This window comes from Streptomyces lasiicapitis (assembly GCF_014646335.1).
Classification (GTDB): domain Bacteria; phylum Actinomycetota; class Actinomycetes; order Streptomycetales; family Streptomycetaceae; genus Streptomyces; species Streptomyces lasiicapitis.
The window spans coordinates 52,842-68,021 of the sequence record NZ_BMNG01000009.1 but is presented as its reverse complement, the minus strand read 5'-3'; the positions used below and the strand labels follow the sequence as shown (position 1 = coordinate 68,021).

At 72.3% G+C, this 15,180-nt stretch carries 15 protein-coding genes; 6 read left to right on the top strand and 9 right to left on the bottom strand.

What is annotated here, in order from left to right; translation table 11 throughout:
- Nucleotides 1–1,674, bottom strand: coding sequence for a DUF885 family protein (locus tag IEY91_RS20765; RefSeq protein ID WP_189175172.1), 1,674 nt, complete (start codon nt 1,672–1,674; stop codon nt 1–3).
- A 247-nt stretch (nt 1,675–1,921) separates the two neighbouring features.
- Between IEY91_RS20765 and IEY91_RS20760 the strand changes: the two genes are divergently transcribed.
- On the top strand, nt 1,922–2,215 hold the full coding sequence (locus IEY91_RS20760) for a hypothetical protein (RefSeq protein ID WP_164317821.1): 294 nt from the start codon (nt 1,922–1,924) through the stop codon (nt 2,213–2,215).
- A 127-nt stretch (nt 2,216–2,342) separates the two neighbouring features.
- Nucleotides 2,343–2,747, top strand: coding sequence for a peptidase inhibitor family I36 protein (locus IEY91_RS20755; protein ID WP_164317822.1), 405 nt, complete (start codon nt 2,343–2,345; stop codon nt 2,745–2,747).
- Nucleotides 2,748–2,827: 80 nt separating this feature from the next.
- Here IEY91_RS20755 and IEY91_RS20750 read toward each other — a convergent pair whose 3' ends face one another.
- Nucleotides 2,828–3,850, bottom strand: a complete 1,023-nt coding sequence (locus IEY91_RS20750; protein ID WP_189175171.1) for a helix-turn-helix transcriptional regulator — start codon at nt 3,848–3,850, stop codon at nt 2,828–2,830.
- Nucleotides 3,851–4,026: 176 nt separating this feature from the next.
- Between IEY91_RS20750 and IEY91_RS20745 the strand changes: the two genes are divergently transcribed.
- The gene (locus IEY91_RS20745) at nt 4,027–4,746 is read left to right on the top strand and encodes a TetR-like C-terminal domain-containing protein (protein ID WP_229697117.1); all 720 of its coding nucleotides are present in this window, start codon (nt 4,027–4,029) and stop codon (nt 4,744–4,746) included.
- Between the two features lie 19 nt (nt 4,747–4,765).
- On the opposite strand, the gene IEY91_RS20740 is transcribed toward IEY91_RS20745, so the two are convergent.
- Entirely contained in the window at nt 4,766–5,875 is a 1,110-nt protein-coding gene (locus IEY91_RS20740; RefSeq protein ID WP_189175170.1) for a hypothetical protein, read from the bottom strand.
- Nucleotides 5,876–5,995: 120 nt separating this feature from the next.
- On the opposite strand from IEY91_RS20740, the gene IEY91_RS20735 reads away from it, so the two are divergent.
- Entirely contained in the window at nt 5,996–7,180 is a 1,185-nt protein-coding gene (locus tag IEY91_RS20735) for an epoxide hydrolase family protein (protein ID WP_189175169.1), read from the top strand.
- 27 nt (nt 7,181–7,207) lie between these two features.
- Here the strand turns inward: IEY91_RS20735 and IEY91_RS20730 are convergent, their stop codons facing one another.
- Nucleotides 7,208–7,981: an SAM-dependent methyltransferase gene (locus IEY91_RS20730; protein ID WP_189175168.1), complete on the bottom strand. Its 774-nt coding sequence runs from the start codon at nt 7,979–7,981 to the stop codon at nt 7,208–7,210.
- A 133-nt stretch (nt 7,982–8,114) separates the two neighbouring features.
- Nucleotides 8,115–8,564, bottom strand: a complete 450-nt coding sequence (locus IEY91_RS20725; RefSeq protein ID WP_189175167.1) for a 2-thiouracil desulfurase family protein — start codon at nt 8,562–8,564, stop codon at nt 8,115–8,117.
- A 142-nt stretch (nt 8,565–8,706) separates the two neighbouring features.
- On the opposite strand from IEY91_RS20725, the gene IEY91_RS20720 reads away from it, so the two are divergent.
- Nucleotides 8,707–9,120, top strand: a complete 414-nt coding sequence (locus tag IEY91_RS20720; RefSeq protein WP_164317830.1) for an MmpS family transport accessory protein — start codon at nt 8,707–8,709, stop codon at nt 9,118–9,120.
- Between the two features lie 39 nt (nt 9,121–9,159).
- Here IEY91_RS20720 and IEY91_RS20715 read toward each other — a convergent pair whose 3' ends face one another.
- Nucleotides 9,160–10,860 (bottom strand): PHP domain-containing protein, encoded by a 1,701-nt coding sequence (locus IEY91_RS20715; RefSeq protein ID WP_189175166.1) that lies wholly within the window; start codon nt 10,858–10,860, stop codon nt 9,160–9,162.
- A 9-nt stretch (nt 10,861–10,869) separates the two neighbouring features.
- Nucleotides 10,870–12,795 (bottom strand): LamG-like jellyroll fold domain-containing protein, encoded by a 1,926-nt coding sequence (locus tag IEY91_RS20710; protein WP_189175165.1) that lies wholly within the window; start codon nt 12,793–12,795, stop codon nt 10,870–10,872.
- A 223-nt stretch (nt 12,796–13,018) separates the two neighbouring features.
- On the opposite strand from IEY91_RS20710, the gene IEY91_RS20705 reads away from it, so the two are divergent.
- Nucleotides 13,019–13,549 (top strand): DM13 domain-containing protein, encoded by a 531-nt coding sequence (locus tag IEY91_RS20705; protein WP_189175164.1) that lies wholly within the window; start codon nt 13,019–13,021, stop codon nt 13,547–13,549.
- A 51-nt stretch (nt 13,550–13,600) separates the two neighbouring features.
- On the opposite strand, the gene IEY91_RS20700 is transcribed toward IEY91_RS20705, so the two are convergent.
- A complete protein-coding gene (locus IEY91_RS20700) occupies nt 13,601–14,566 on the bottom strand; it encodes a pirin family protein (protein ID WP_189175163.1) in 966 nt (321 codons plus the stop codon).
- 102 nt (nt 14,567–14,668) lie between these two features.
- Nucleotides 14,669–15,034 (bottom strand): PRC-barrel domain containing protein, encoded by a 366-nt coding sequence (locus tag IEY91_RS20695; RefSeq protein ID WP_189175162.1) that lies wholly within the window; start codon nt 15,032–15,034, stop codon nt 14,669–14,671.
- Between the last annotated feature and the right edge of the window lie 146 nt (nt 15,035–15,180).

Sequence of the window (15,180 nt, the reverse complement as noted above, 5' to 3'; positions counted from 1 at the left end):
CTATTTAGTGGCGGTCGGTGACTGCCGGGCGCCGGCGAGTGCGTCCGCCCGGTCGAGGTGGTCGCGGCGCCCGAGCAGTTCCCACCGCTGCAGCGCCAGCGGCACGTTGCCCTCCCGCCACAGGCGGCGGTGGAAGTCGGCGAGGGCGACGTCACCGGGCAGCTCCGCGATCAGTTCGTTGATCTGGAGCTTCCCGACCTGGTAGCTCAGCGCCTGCCCCGGGTTGCCCGCGAAGAACACCGCCTCCTCCCAGGCGGTCCCGCGGTCGCCGAGCACGACGTCGAGCCGGTCCGTGGCCTCCTCGATGGTCAGGTCGCCGTTCGCCAGGCCGATGTCGACCTCCGCGCGCAGCGCCCGCAGCCTCAGGAACCCGACGATCGTCAGCGCGCTGTGCGGGGCGTCGTCGAACAGCCCCGCCGAGAGCAGCAGTTCCTCCTGGTGGAAGGCGATGCCCTCGTTGGGCGTCGAGTCGTAGAAATGCCTGCGTACGGGGTTCGGGTGCTGCCACGAGAAGGCGAGCTGCTGGGCGTGCACGCCCTCGTGGCAGATGCCGAGCCGGGGGTCGAGCGCGTCGGCGTACGGGAAGAAGGGCAGGCCGGGGTGCGGCTGCGGAACGTAGCGCACCGCGTCCTCGGTGGCGCGATCGACGGACGTGAGGTCGTCGGGCACGCCGAGCCACGTCAACGGCGCCAGGTGGGCGGGCATGTCGACGAACCTGTACCCGCGCAGGTCCTGCGGGTCGCGGAACAGCCCGCGTTCGGTCCGGAAGGCGCGTATCTCCCGTTCGGCGGCCTCCTGCCGGGCGATCTGCTCGGCCGAGGTGGCCGGCAGGACGGCGGGGGGCAGTGCGCGGTGGCGGGCGCGGAGCACCTGCTCCAGGGCCGTGGCCCGGTCCCACTCCTGCCGCGCCATGTCCCGGATGCGTTCCGGACGGTGCGGGAGCAGCGCCACCCGGTGCAGGAAGTGGCTCAGGTCGCCGACGGGCGCGCGCTCCTGGAAGTCGGCCTCGGTGCGGGGGTCGGCGAGCCAGTGCCGGTAGTCGGCCAACGCGCGCGTGGCGGTCTCGGTCGCTTCGGGCAGCGCACGCGCCTCGTCCGGGGGGAGGTGCGGGGCGAGCGCCCGCATGCTCGCGGTCAGCCGCTCCTCGACCCCGTCGAGCTTGCGGACCGCCGACCGCGCGAACGGCCGCTCCGCGTGCCCCGCGAGGTTCTCGCGCGCGTGCCGCAATGTGTCCGGCACCCGGCGCAGGTGGCGCAGCACCGACTCGGCCCGCTCCCCGGCGAACGGCCGCCGGTCGAGCAGGACGCAGTAGAGGGGGCCGAGCGCCTGGTCGATGTAGAAGCAGGGGTTGCGCTGCCAGCCCCGCAGGTGGTCGAGCTCCCAGCGCACGCGGGCAAGGGCCGAACCGAGCAGCCGCGCGTCCACGGCACCGGGGTCGGCGGGGGCAGCAGGGGCACTGGGAGCATCCAGGCCGTCCCCCGCCCCGAGCCGTCCCTTCCCCAACTCCCCCTCGAACTCCGCCAGTCTGCGGCCCAGCTCCCGTACCGCCTCGGCGGACCAGTCGGCCACCCAGCCCGAGGGGCGCTCCACCCGCGGCAGATCGTCCATCGAGTCGGGCTGGGTCTCGTCCCGCCAGGCCCAGAATCTCTCCGCCAGTTCGGCTGTCGTGTTCACGGTCGTCCTCGCGTCATGGCGTCGCGCCGCCCCCGGATATGTCCCTGACACATGCGTCCTACCCCGCGCTCCGGCCCCATCCACCTCTCCTGCGCGGCCGAAAACCCCTTTGCGTACGGCGAAAGCCCGCCGATAGCCTGCAAGGCTGTCCGCGGACCAAGGAAGGAGCGTGACGCCGTGAAGTGGCGAACCCGGCCGCCCGCCCGGAAGTACCGGGAGCAGGGGCGGCGGTTCCGGAAGGAACGAGATGTCCCGTACGGACAAGACGAAGCCCCTGTGGGTGCGCCACGCCGAGCACGATCCCCGGCCGGTCCACGATCACCGGCACGGCCCCTGTGACCTGCCGCCGCGCCCGACCCGCGAGGAGCCGGACACCCGCTGCCGCTGGGAACACCCCGGCATGCTGCTGTTCGGCAGCACCTGCTGCTCGGGGTGCAACGCGCGCTCCTGCGTGAAGGAGTGGCAGGACATGGTCAGGGCGAGCAATCGCAAGGAGCGTTACGCGGGCCGCCGCGAGGCACGCCGCCGCGGCAACCCCTAATTCTCGGGATACCCGCTCTTCAGAGGGCGCCGCATGCTGAATGCGCGGCGCCGGCGACCTTCGCACTCCGCGATCCCCGCCGGGCGCCACGCCATGCCCGACCCTTCTGCTCAACGGAGGCTCTTCAGTGATCGCTGCCCTCAGAAACAGAGCCGGCGGGGCTTTCCTCGCCCTGGCGCTCGCCGCCGGCCTGTCCGTCGCCGGTGCCCCGTCCGCGCCCGCCGCGGCCGCGGGCTACGAACGCTGCCCGGACCGCTACTCCTGCTACTTCTCCGGCGCCAACGGCACCGGGGACCTGTGGAAGGCCCCGAACCCCGGGTGCTTCGACCTGGGCCACTGGAACCCTCCGTTCAACGACCGGATCAGCTCGGTGTTCAACCGCGGCGGGCACGAAGTGCACATGTACGACTGGACCGGCACCTACTGGAAGTGGGTGGCCGACGTCCAGATCGGTGAACAGTGGTCCGTCAACGGCGGCGGGGACCCGCGCAACGACGTGATCGACGCCGTGTGCGTGGGCCGGACTCCCTGACACCACGCGCTGTCCACGGCCGGCAGGGGGTGGCCGTGGACGGCGCGCGGGGCTGTCTTGTTCGCGGGCCGGGGACCGCGTCAGCTGCCACCCGTCCGCACCAGGCACGCGGCGAACAGTTCGTCCCGGCCCGCCACGCCCAACTTGCGGTAGACCGACTTGAGATGGTCGTTGGCGGTGTGCACCGACACGCCGAGCGTGCGGGCGATGTGCTTGACCGGCACCCCGTGCAGCGCGTGCCGGATCACGTCCCGCTCCCTGAGCGTGATCCCGTACCACTCCGCGACGGCCGGCAGCAGCGCGTCGGCCGTCGCGGGCTGAATGGTGATCACGTTGCCCTGTTCCCCGTCGACGCCGAGCGGCTGCGCGTGTGCGGTGGCCCAGCCGCAGGGGGTGAACAGCTGGCTCACCGCCGAGCCGTCCGGTGACCTGCGCGCGGTGTGCGTGATGTTGCACAGGGCGGTGAACAGCGCGTCGTCGTCGACGGGTTGGGAGGAGTCGGGGACGTACGCACGCAGCCATTCGCGTGCTCCCGGGGTGACCGCGCGAATCGCGTCGTGCCCATCCACGATGATCACGCCCGGTGGTCCGCCGTGCGAGGCGATGCGCAGCGGCTTGCTCGCCACGAACGCCCGCAGTGCCACGGCGAGCGGCCCCGCCAGCTTCTCCGCCTGATCGATCTCGGCCAAGGAGAACGGCCGGCTGCCCTTCTCCCGCAGCAGTACGACCCCACCCCACGCCCGGCCGCCCAGGCTGAGCGCGAGACGCATCTCGCTGCACATCCCCTCGGCCCGCATGATGTCGTGCAGCCGCGCGCAGTACCGGTGTTCATGGACGCCATTGCTCAACACGCCCACAGGAGTGGGCCCTTGGAACAACGACGCGAAGGGGAACGCCTCCTCGGGCCGCCCGAACTCCCGCTCCAGGCCGCGCAGGGACTCCGCCCCATATCCGTGCCGCGTCACATGGAACGAGCACGCTCCGCTGAACGGGTCGAGGGCCATCAGGTGATATCCGTCGTGCGGCACGCGGCGGCCGAGCTCCGCCGACACGGCCGCGCCCAACTCCTCCAGCGTCGCCGCCTCGGCCGCCAACGACGGCAAGACCGATCCGTACGCGAAAGCCGATCCGTTCCCACCAAGGAGCACGCTCACCGGCCGAGTATGGCGCGCGATTCCGGCCTCGGACCACTGAATTCCGGCTGTCACCCCCGTTCGTGCCCCCGTTCCTACCTCCGAGGTAATCGACACCGTGAACGGGGTCTGGAAAGGTCCAGATCATGACTTCTACGAACGCACAGCACCACGAAGGCGACGCACTGGTACGGCAGTTGAAGGCGGCGGCGTTACAGCGGATCGAGGCGCGGCACGCGGTCGATCTGGCGCCCGCAGCGGTGGCCCGGGACGCCGGGATCGACGCGCAGGACGCGGCGCGGCACTTCCCCGACGAGACGGCGCTGATGTCCGCGCTGATCGTGGGCGCGTACAACGCCGTGGCGGACAGCGCGGAGGCCGCCGCCGCGGCGGCCGTGGCGGCGGGAGCCGATCCGCTGCGACGCTGGGTCGCCATCTGGCAGGGCGTACGGGAGTGGGCCGTGGCCCACCCGGAGGAGTACGTCATGCTGTGGGGCCGCCCGATTCCCGGGTACACCGCCCCGCCGGAGACCGTCGAGGCGGTCGGCCGCATCGTGGGCACGATGGTGGCCGTCCTGCGCGACGCGCAGAAGGCGGGCGCGCTCACCGAAGACCGGCCCGACGAGCCGCCGTTGAGCGACGGAATGCTCCAGAACGTCGCGGCGCTCAGCTCGGGCCCGCTGGAAGGGCTGCCCAGCGGCGTGGTCGCCCGCATGTTCGTGGTGTGGACGCAGCTCCACGGCATGGTCGGCTTCGAGGTCAACAACCACCTCGCGTCCGTCGCGGTGAATCCCGTGTCGGTCTTCGAGTACGGCGCGGGCGCCATGGGCGAGTACATCGGCCTGCATCGACGGGCCGGTCAGTAACGGGCTCGGTGTCCCGTCCTCACCAGCGCGTCGCGGTCCCGCACCCCGTCCCCTCGGCGTCCCGCAAGCGGGCGTCGATGGACGTGCTCCGGTCGTAGGGGTCGACCTCGGGGCCGTCGCCCGAGCCGGTGGCGGCGCGTTCGGCGTGGAACTCCGGGGTGAAGTAGCCGCTGAAGTTGTCACAGCCGCCGTTGGTGGTGTCGGTCTTGTAGGAGAGCAGGGAGAACGTGCCCGGCGAAGTGACCACCTTCGCCGGGTTGTCCCAGCTCATCACCACTTCGCGGCGCGCGATGGTGCGCGCGACCTCGTCGCTGCCCCCGGCGGCGCGTACGACCGGATAGACGTACGTGACGTCGGTGGTCACCTCGACCGCGCCCCGCTTCCCCTCCCGGAACGTGACCCGTCCTCGCGTCTTGACCACGTCGCCGACCACTCGCACGTCCTTCGTCGCGAAGCGGCTGAAGAGCATCAGGGGATCGTTCTCGCGGCTGGGCTCACGGAACGTGACCGCCAGGTAGTCCTTGACGTCCTGTTGGCGCGGGTTGATCAGCGCGATGGCCTTCCTCGGCCGCTCCCCGCGCAGCACATCCGGGTCGAGGCTGGACGCGGCGAGGAAGTCCCGGCTGCGGGTGAGCGCCTGCGCCACCTGCTCCTTGCTCATCCAGCCGGTCGCCCGCGCCGACGGCATGTGGATGCCCGCCGTCCCGTCGCCCCAGCGGGCGGCGGGTGAGCCTCTGAACGGCTGCTTCAGCGTGGGCAGTTGACGCGAAGCCGCGGAGGCCGGCGGCCCGGTCGGACGCTCCGACTCGGCCGCGAGCGGCGCACTCCCGCCGTCTGCGTCACCGTCTCCGCCCCCGAACCACCCCGCGACCCGTCCCGGCGCCAGCGCGACCACCAACAGGCCCGCCGCGACCAGCAGACCGACCGCGTACCAGAGCCTCCTGCCCCGTCTCTCCCGCACGGGCTGATGAGCACGCCAGCCCTGCGGTTCCGCGGGCTCGTCCCGGAGTCGGCGCGCCACCATCCGGGCCCGCGCCGACGGTTCCTCCGGTGCCCCCTGAGTCCCGGCCTCGGACTCTCGCAGGAAGCGCTCCCACTCCTCGTCCGGTATGGACCCGTCCTTGCCCACGATGCTCTCCCGCGCCCGCTCACCCCACCGGCCCCACCAGGGCCCTGATCGCCCTTACTTGACCACACACCTCAATCGCACCACCACGTGCCCCCGCGCACGTGGCCTAGCATGCGTCCCATGCCCGACGCATCGCCCCGCCCCGAGCCGTTCACCCCGCGGGCCGACCCCGCGGCGATCGAGGACCTTCGCGCGCGGCTGCGCGCGACGCGCTGGCCGGACTCGCCCGAGGACGCCGGGTGGTCGCTCGGCACCGACCTCGCCTACCTCCGCGAACTCGTCGCCTACTGGGCGGACGGCTTCGACTGGTCGGCGCAGGAGGCGGAGCTCGCCCGGCTCCCCCGTTTCCGCGTCGGCCTCGAGGGCTTCGGGGGCCTCGGGGTCCACTTCGTGCACGCGCGGGCCGTCGCGCCGGCCGGGCCCGTGCTTCCGCTGGTCCTCAGCCACGGCTGGCCGGACTCGTTCTGGCGGTACACGAAGGTCGTCTCCCTCCTCACCGATCCGGGCGCGCACGGCGCCGACCCCGCCGACGCGTTCGACGTGGTCGTGCCCGACATCCCCGGCTTCGGGTACTCCGACCGCCCGACAGGACCACCGCTGGACTCCCTCGCCGTCGCGGGCCTGTGGGCCGAACTCATGGACGTACTCGGATACGAGCGGTTCGGCGCGGCGGGCGGGGACCTCGGCAGCCACGTGAGCCGCTTCCTCGCCCTCGACCACCCCGACCGGGTCGTGGCGGTGCACCGCACGGACGCGGGGCTGCCCCGCTACAGCGGCGACCCCGCGGATCTGACGCCGGAGGAGCGCGCCTGGATGGAGGGCGCCGCGGCCTGGGGCCGCGCCGAGGGCGCGTACGCCGCCATGCACAGCACGAAGCCCCAGACCGCCGCGTTCGGGCTCACCGACTCGCCGGCCGGGCTCGCCGCGTGGATCGTCGAGAAGCTCCGGTCGTGGAGCGACTGCGACGGCGACATCGAGCGGAGCTACACGAAGGACGAGATCCTCACGAACGTGACGCTCTACTGGCTCACGGGGACCATCGGCTCGTCGATGCGCATGTACCGCGCGAACGCCGCGATCCCGCCCGCGCAGTACGCCCGCCGGGTCGAAGTGCCGTCCGGCTTCTCCCTCTTCGCCGGCGACGTCGTCCGCCCGCCACGGGCGTGGCTGGAGCGCACGGCCAATGTGGCTCGCGTGACCGAGCCCGCGCGGGGCGGGCACTTCGCGCCGTTCGAGGAGCCGGAGCTGTACGCGGAGGAGCTGCGGGCGTTCTTCCGTCCGTACCGGACGGCGGCGAAGGGCTGACCGGGCCCGCCCGACAGGCCGACGGCCTCAGCCCGTCTTGCGCGCCACGCCCCCGTAGAAGCCGATCTCGCCGGAGCGTGCCGGGGGCGGCGCGTCCGGGCGCCAGAACGGGACCTGGGCCAAGCCGGGTTCGACCAGTTCGAAGCCGTCGAAGAACGGCTCGACCTCGGCGCGGGAGCGCAGGTTCAGGGTGGCGGTCGCCTTGCTGTAGACGGCCTGGGCGGCGCTGCGGTCCGCGAAGTCGCCCGTGGCGTGCGAGAGCACGAGGAAGCTGCCGGCGGGCAGCGCGTCACGCAGGTCGGCGACGATCCGCCGGGGCTGCTCGGCGTCGGTGAGGAAGTGCAGTACGGCGACGAGGAGCAGGGCGACCGGCTCGTCGAAGTCGATGACCTTGCGTACGTCGGGGTGGTCCACGACGGCCTGCGGGTCGCGCAGGTCGGCAAGGACGGTGCTGCTGGTGCCGGAGCTGCTGAGCAGGGCGTTGGCGTGCGCGTGCACGATCGGGTCGTTGTCGACGTACGCGACGCGCACGTCCGGAGCCGTCTCCTGCGCGGTCTCGTGCACGTTCGGCGAGGTGGGAAGACCCGTACCGATGTCGAGGATCTGGCGGACGCCGCTGCCGACGACGTGGCGGACGGCGCGCTGCAGGAACGCGCGGTTGGCCCGCACGCCGATGCGTGCCTCGGGTGCCGCGGCGGCGAGCGCCTCGCCCGCCCGGCGGTCCACCTCGTAGTTGTCCTTGCCGCCCAGCAGGTAGTCGTAGATCCGCGCGGGGTGCGGTCTGGTGGTGTCTATCTCCATGGCACCGACGCCCTCCTGCCTCACACCACGCTCCTCTCCACGACCGCCACGGCGCCCTCGCCCGCCGACGGTGGAGGTCAGCTTTCCACATCAACTTCCGTACGCACGAAGGCCGTCGAGGAGCCGCGCGGCGTCAGACCCCGGGCGCGGCCCGCACGGTGATCCCGTGCCGCTCCAGCAACGCCGCCGTCACCCCGTCCCCCGGCACCGTCTCCCCCGCGAACGAACCGTCGTACACCGCGCCCCGGCCGCACGAAGGGCTGCGCGGCATCAACAGCGCCTCCGCGCAGCCCCCGTGCCGCGCGGCCGCGAGCGCGCGGTGCGCCCCGGCCACGAACTCCGCCGTCACGTCGCGCCCCGTGTCCTCGACGACCCGCGCCGTCCCGTCCAGCACGTCGTGCCCGTCGCCACCGACGAGCTCGGCGGGCCGACGCGGCGTCGCGAGCCCGCCCGCGACCTCCGGGCAGAAGGAGACGACCGCACGACCGGCCACCGCCTCGTCGACCTCGGAGGACGCCTTGTCACGCCCGTCGTACCGACAGGGCACTCCGCGCAGGCACGCACTGACCAGGACTGCTTCCATGCCGCCAGGCTATGCCGCCGCCGATCCGGCGGGCACGGCGGCGGGAGGCCGACTGTGCCGACCCGTATCGGGCCGCCCCTGAGCTGGAGTTATCGCGCGGTAACAAATTGACTTTGCGATGCCTTTACTGTTCTCTGCCGACATGCACAGACACATCCGCACCGCCGCGTGCGCCCTCGCCGCCGTCGGTCTCGCGCTGAGCCTCTCCGCCTGTTCCGAGGCCGAGGAGGCGGTCGACGCGGTCGACAAGGCCGTCAACGAGAAGTACCAGGTGACGTACGAGGTCTCCGGCGAGAGCGTCGACGAGATCGAGTTCGCCGCGGGCGGCGGTTCCGCGGCGAACCCGAAGCTCGTGAAGGAGGCGAAGCCGAAGCTGCCGTGGAAGAAGACGGTGACGCTGCGGGGCATCATGCCGCCCACCGTCGTCCCGATCTCGACGGACCCGACCGGCTCGAACCTCACCTGCAAGGTGATCTACAAGGGCAAGGTCATCAAGGAGGCCTCCGGCGAGAACGTCGTGGCCGGCTGCATCGCGGTCTCGCCGGTCGGCAAGTAGCCCCGGGAGCCCCGCAAGCAGCCCCTGGAGTCGCGGGAGTCACTCGTCCGTGGTCCGGGGCACGACGTCCACGAACACCGGGTTCGTGTAGAGCCACGTGTCCACCCACGGGTCGCCGTTCCCCGGCTCGTGGCGGATCGGGCCGTGCGGGTCGATCGTGGCGCCGAGGAGGCCGGGGCCGTTGCGGCGGCCGTCGCTGCCGCGCAGGCGTACGTAGCAGGACTCCTCGATCCTGCCGAGCGGGACGCGCAGCGTGTAGCGGCCGCGGCGGCCGGATACGTCGGCGGTGTGCACGACCCGGGTGTCGGGCGCGCGCCACGCGTCGCGGTCGGCCGCCGGGCCGTTCACCGCGCCGCGGATGACGTCGAGGTGGGCGAGGCGCGGCAGTTCGCCGTGGTGGTTGGGGCGGGACGCGGTCGTAACGGTGACGGTCAGCGTCACCTGCTCGCCGCGGCGTACGCGCAGTCGCCCGCCGAGTGTGACGCCGCGCCCGTGCCCGCCGTGCGCGCGGCTCACGCGTACGTCGACGCCGTCGACGAGCTGCCCGTGGTCGACCCAGACGCGGCCCGCGCGCAGCCCGGCCATGACGTGCCGGTAGCCGTAGCGGGTGACGCCCACGTGGGTGCGGCTGAACTGGCCGGGCCACAGGTCGCTGCCGGGCTGCGGCTCGGTGGTGTCGACCGGGTCGGGGAGGCGGCCGGTGTTGTCGAAGTTCCGGCCCGGCGGCCAGTCCCCGTTGCGCCAGGTGTCGAACACGACCCGGTGGACGTCCGAGTTGGACGTGATCGAGAAGAGCTTGCCCTCGGCGAGCATGGCGTCCCAGAGCCCGCCGACGGTCGCGGTGGCCCAGTCGAAGCCGCCGTACGTGACGTAGGCGTCGAGCGGATAGCCCGGGAACGAGTTCACGGAGGGGCTGTTCTCGTACTCGCCCCGGATGCTCGACGCGCCGCGCCCGGGGTGGGCCGCGCCCTGCGATCCCGGCGCGCCCTCCATGCCGATCATGATGTCGGGGGCCGCGTCCCGCCAGGCGCGCATCTCGTGCGGGGAGTTGATGCCGAGGCGCAGCGGGTGGTTGGCGAGGACGAGTACGTCGTCGACGTAGCCGCGCCGCCGCTGCCGGTCGAGCCACTTCAGGGCCTTGACGGCGTGGGCCTCGTTGCGCGGGGTGTCGGGGTGGCCCGGGGCGCCGTCGGTGTAGCCGAGGAGCTTTCCGTCGTAGTCCTGCTCGAAGCGGGTGAGCAGGTCGACCTCGTGGCGGCCCGGGGCCGAGAAGACGGTGGCGTGTTCGGCGCCGGGGATGTACCACTCCAGGCCCTGGAAGATCAGCATGCGGCGGTTCTCCGCGCGGGCCCTGCGGATCTCCCGGTGCTCGGCCTCGGCGCCGCCCGCCTTGTGGTGGCCGATGTTGCTGTGCTCGGTCAGCACCATCCAGTCCAGGCCGTAGCGCGCGGCGGCGGTGGCGAGCTGGGAGAACGTGTACTTGGCGTCGTGGCTGTAGACCGAGTGGATGTGGTGGTCCCCGGCCAGGTAGACGAGGTGCGGGTCGTTCCCGCCGTGGGGGTGCGCGTGCGCTTCGGCGGGGGCGGACGCGGCTCCCACGGTGTACGCGGCGCCCGCGAACGCGGCCCCGTACAGACCGGCGCGGCGCAGCAGTCCGCGGCGGCTGACGCTCTGCGCGTCCAGGGCGTCGGCGGGCACGTCGGGGTCGGCCCAGCGCGGCAGGGGTTGGGGGCGGTGCACGGTGTCTCCTCAGGAGTGGGCGTTCATGAACGCGCCGACGGGCAGGGCGCGTCCGACGATGCGTACGTCTCCGATCCAGCCGCAAAAGAGCTGGTCGAGGGCGCCGTCGTACTCGTATCCGCCGAGCAGCCAGGAAAGTCCCAGCGTGGTCAGGCCGTTCGCGGATGTGGCGGGATTGCGGGCGACCGGGCAGCCGTCGACGTACAGAGTGGTGTGGCGGCCGTCGTTGACGACTGCGGTGTGCCACCAGGTGCCGAGCGGGAGTTCATGGCTCCAGTTGGTGACGTTCCGGTCCTGGTCGAGGGGCGCCACGGCCCACTGGAGCGCGTGGCCGTCGGAGAGGGAGAGGGTGGCGACGGGCTCGGCGGGGTCGCCCTCCTTTCCGGCTGCGGCCAGCGTGCCCTGACGGCTGAGGATGGCCGACCAGGCGTTGCGGGAACTTGCCCAGTCGGCGGGGAGTTTGAAGAACGCCTCCACGGTGAAGCCGGACCGGAACGTCGCCGTGTTCAGCGGGGCACCCTTCTCCGTACGCAGTAACGCGCCGCGCAACGGAGGCCTGCCGCCCTCGAAGCGGAGGCTGCCGTGGGCCGGCTGGTCGGGGTGGTGCTCGGCGGACCAGCGCAGCGCGTCGGCGGGGCTGCCCGGGACGGGGGCGCGGACCAGGTCGTTGCCGCGCCCGGAGAGGTCGCGGACGCGCAGGGCCTGGTCGGCCGGGGAGCCGTCCTGACCGCCGCCGTCGAAGCGCCAGTACGCGAGCGTGCCCCGGACCAGCATGCGGGCGGCGGGCCGGGGACGGCGCGGGACGACCGGCGCGAACCCGGCGAACCGCTTCTCGAAGTCGAGCGGCAGCGAGAACGAGTCGTCGGCGCCGGTGAGTTCGACCTCGCGCCGCTCCAGGGCGTTGCGGCGGCCCGGCGCCTTGGCAAGCAGCCAGGGGGAGAACGTGGAGACGTCGATCGTGTTCCTGGCGAGGTCGAAGCGGTAGAGGCGGATCATCCCGCTGCCGCCGAAGTAGCGGTCCTGGTAGTTGCTGAGGTGCAGATGGACGTCGTGACCGGCCGCGTTCTCGCGTACGGTGCGGGCGGCCGGCCAGTAGTGGCCGTTCAGGGTGAGGAAGATCTGGTCGTTGCCGTCGATCAACTCGTCCCACAGCCGCTGCCCGTTCTCGGACAGCCGCGCCTCGCCGCCCGCCCCGTCGGCGTACACGAGGTCGTGGGTGGTGAGGATGACGGGCGTGCGCGGGTGCCGGGCGACGACCTTCCGCGCCCAGGCGATCCCGGCCGCCGACGGCCGCCAGTCGAGAGCGAGCACCAGCCAACCGCGGCCCGCCGCACGGAAGGTGTGGAAGGTGTTGTAGCCGTCCGGGGACGCGCCGCCGAAGGTGGGCGTCCCGCGCATCCGCTTCGGGCCGAAGGCGTCGAGGTAGGGGGTGCGGCCGCGCTGGTCGTCGGTGCGCGCGTCGATGTCGTGGTTCCCCGCGAGGACGCTGTATCCGGCGCCGCGCCGGTCGAGGACGCGGAACGCGTCGCTGATCGGCGCGAATTCCTCCGGGCGGCCGTTCTCGACGAGGTCGCCCAGGTGGGACAGGAACACGATGTTGTCGCCGCGAGCGTGCTCGACCACGTACCGCAGGGCGGCCTCGACGGGCTCCTTGTTGATGCTGGCGCCGTCGAAGAGGTACTGGGTGTCGGGCATGACGGCGAGGGTGAAGCGGGGGTTGTCGGGGGCGGGGCGGTCGTGCGCTGCGGCAACGTTGTCAGCGGCGCTGGCCTCGTGGCTTTGTGCGCCGGCCTTGTGGCCTTGCGCGCTGACCTTGTGGCCGTCCGCGCCGGCCGCACTGCCCGCGCCCGTGATGCCCACGGCGGCGGACCCCGCGGCGACGACGGTGGCCGCGCGCAGAACCTCCCGGCGACCCGTATGTCTTGGCCCTGGCATGACTTCTCCCCACCCCGCGCCCCACATGACGCCCGCACGCTATGCGGGCCACCACCCGCCCCAACCCCCACACCGGCAACACCCGGAAGAAGACTGCGTGAACGGGTACGGCCTCGACGCCACGTAAGACTTTCGTCATCGGATTCCGGGAGTGCGGGGCACCTGCCGGCCGTCGTACAGGGGGCACGGGCAAACTCGAGACTTTTTTCGCGGAGGAAATGACATGGGACGCGTACGGCGCACACTCGGCAAGCCGTGGTTCATCACCGTGCTGCTCACGGGGCTGGTGGTCGCGGGTGTCGGGCTGTACCTGTTCCAGCCGTGGAAGCTGTGGGTGGACGAGACCGTACGGGAGCCGCTTCCGGTGGCGGCGTCCGTACCGCCCGGGAAGGGGGCCGACCTGAAGGACCTGGCCAAGGGCGAGCTGATCAGCCACGAGCACGACACCAGCGGGTCGGCCCGCATCCTGCGTCTCCAGGACGGCACCCGCGTCCTGCGCCTCACGGACCTGGACACGAGCAACGGCCCCGCCCTGCGGGTCTGGCTCACCGACGCGGAAGTGAAGCCGGGCAAGGACGGCTGGCACGTGTTCGACGACGGCAAGCACGTCAGCCTGGGCGAACTCAAGGGCAACAAGGGCGACCAGAACTACACGCTGCCCGCCGACCTCGACCTGAACCAGTACCGCAGCGTCACCATCTGGTGCGACCGCTTCGACGTGTCCTTCGGCGCGGCGGAACTGACCCGCACCTGACCTGCCCCCGGCCGAACGGCAGGCGAGCCGATCCCAGCTCGCCTGCCCGGGTCAGCGCACCCGCCCCCGCGGCTTCAGCGGGACCGCCGGCAGCTCCGGCGCGGGCAGTGCCCCGCCGTCGTAGCCCTTGACCTCGCCGAAGCGCGAGCCCGTCATCCAGTCGGCGCGGGCCTGCTCGATGTCTTCCTGCGTACGTCCGATGAAATTCCACCACATGATCAACTCCTCCTCGAACGGCTCGCCGCCGAGGAGCATGAGGCTCGCGTCGGACGCGGCGCGCAGGGGGAGTTCGGTGCGGCCGCAGCCGAGGTACAGCATGGAGCCGGGGAGGACCGGGACGCCGTCCACGTGGGCCTCGCCCGCCATGGACAGGACGGCGTACTCGAAGTCGGGCTCCAACGGAAGGCGCACGTCCGCTCCCTGGGCGAGGGTCAGGTCCGCGCCGACGATCGGCGTGTAGGTGGTGCCGGGTGACTCCGCTCCGTCCAGTGCGCCCAGGAGCAGCTTCGCGCTGAGGCCCGGCGCGGTGACGACCGGCAGGTCCGCGTGGTGCTCGAAGCGGGCCTCGGTGTGCCGGTGGGCGTCCGGCAGCGCCACCCAGAGCTGGGCGCCGTGCAGGAAGCGGGCGTGCGACTTGGGGCTCTCCTCGGAGTGGGAGATGGCCCGGCCGGACGTCATGAGGCCCAGTTCGCGGGGGCGGATGGTCTGCAGGCTGCCCGTGCTGTCCCGGTGCAGGACCTCGCCGTCGTGCAGCCAGCTCACCGTCTGCAGGCCCATGTGCGGGTGCGGCGGCACCTGCATGCCGGGCTCGTCGGTGATGTCGTCGGGGCCGTAGTGATCGACGAAGCACCAGGCGCCGACCATCCGGCGCCCCAGGTTCGGCAGGAGGCGCCGCACCTCGGTCGTCGCACCGAGCTTCACATGCCGTGGGCTGAGGAGTTCACGCACGGGTTCCGCGACGACGAACCCCCGGCCGCCGCACAGGGAGGGCACCGCCTCGCGATCAAGATTGCTCATACCGCACAACTTAGCCCCGGGGCACCCGGAGCGGACAGGGCAACGCCCCGTCCGGGGCACGCGGGGTCATCGACGCGTCGGCGGTGCCGCCGGCGGCGCGCCTCAGAGCTCCGAGCCGCGCTCCAGCGTGGCGTAGTACGCCCCCACCTCGTTGAGGTACGCCGGATCCGTCGTCTCGCTGTCGGTGGTGAACCGCGGCGCGTCCTTGACCTGTTCCTTGGAGTGGCCGACCGTCACCGTGCCCGCCTCGCGGTCGATGCGCCGGACGGCACCGGCCGGGATCAGCACGCTCTTGCCGAAGACCCACACTCCGGTGTCCACGACCAGGTGCTGCCGGCCCGGGCGGTCCACCTGCCGGTCCACCTGGCCGATGACTCCGTCGGTCGCCTCGACCGTGAATCCGGTCATGGGCTCCTGCTGCTCGCCTCGGTGGCCGCTGCCGGGCGGGTAGGCCCAGATGTCGTTCACGGTATGCGCTCCCCTGGTCTCGTACGGCGTAGGGACGACGGGTGCTGAGAGTCGGCTCATTGTCCACCTCGGCGGCTCCGGGTGAGAGGTGTCGGCTACGTACGGGGTCCGGTCGCGGCGCCGCGAGCGGGGGATCACCATGGACG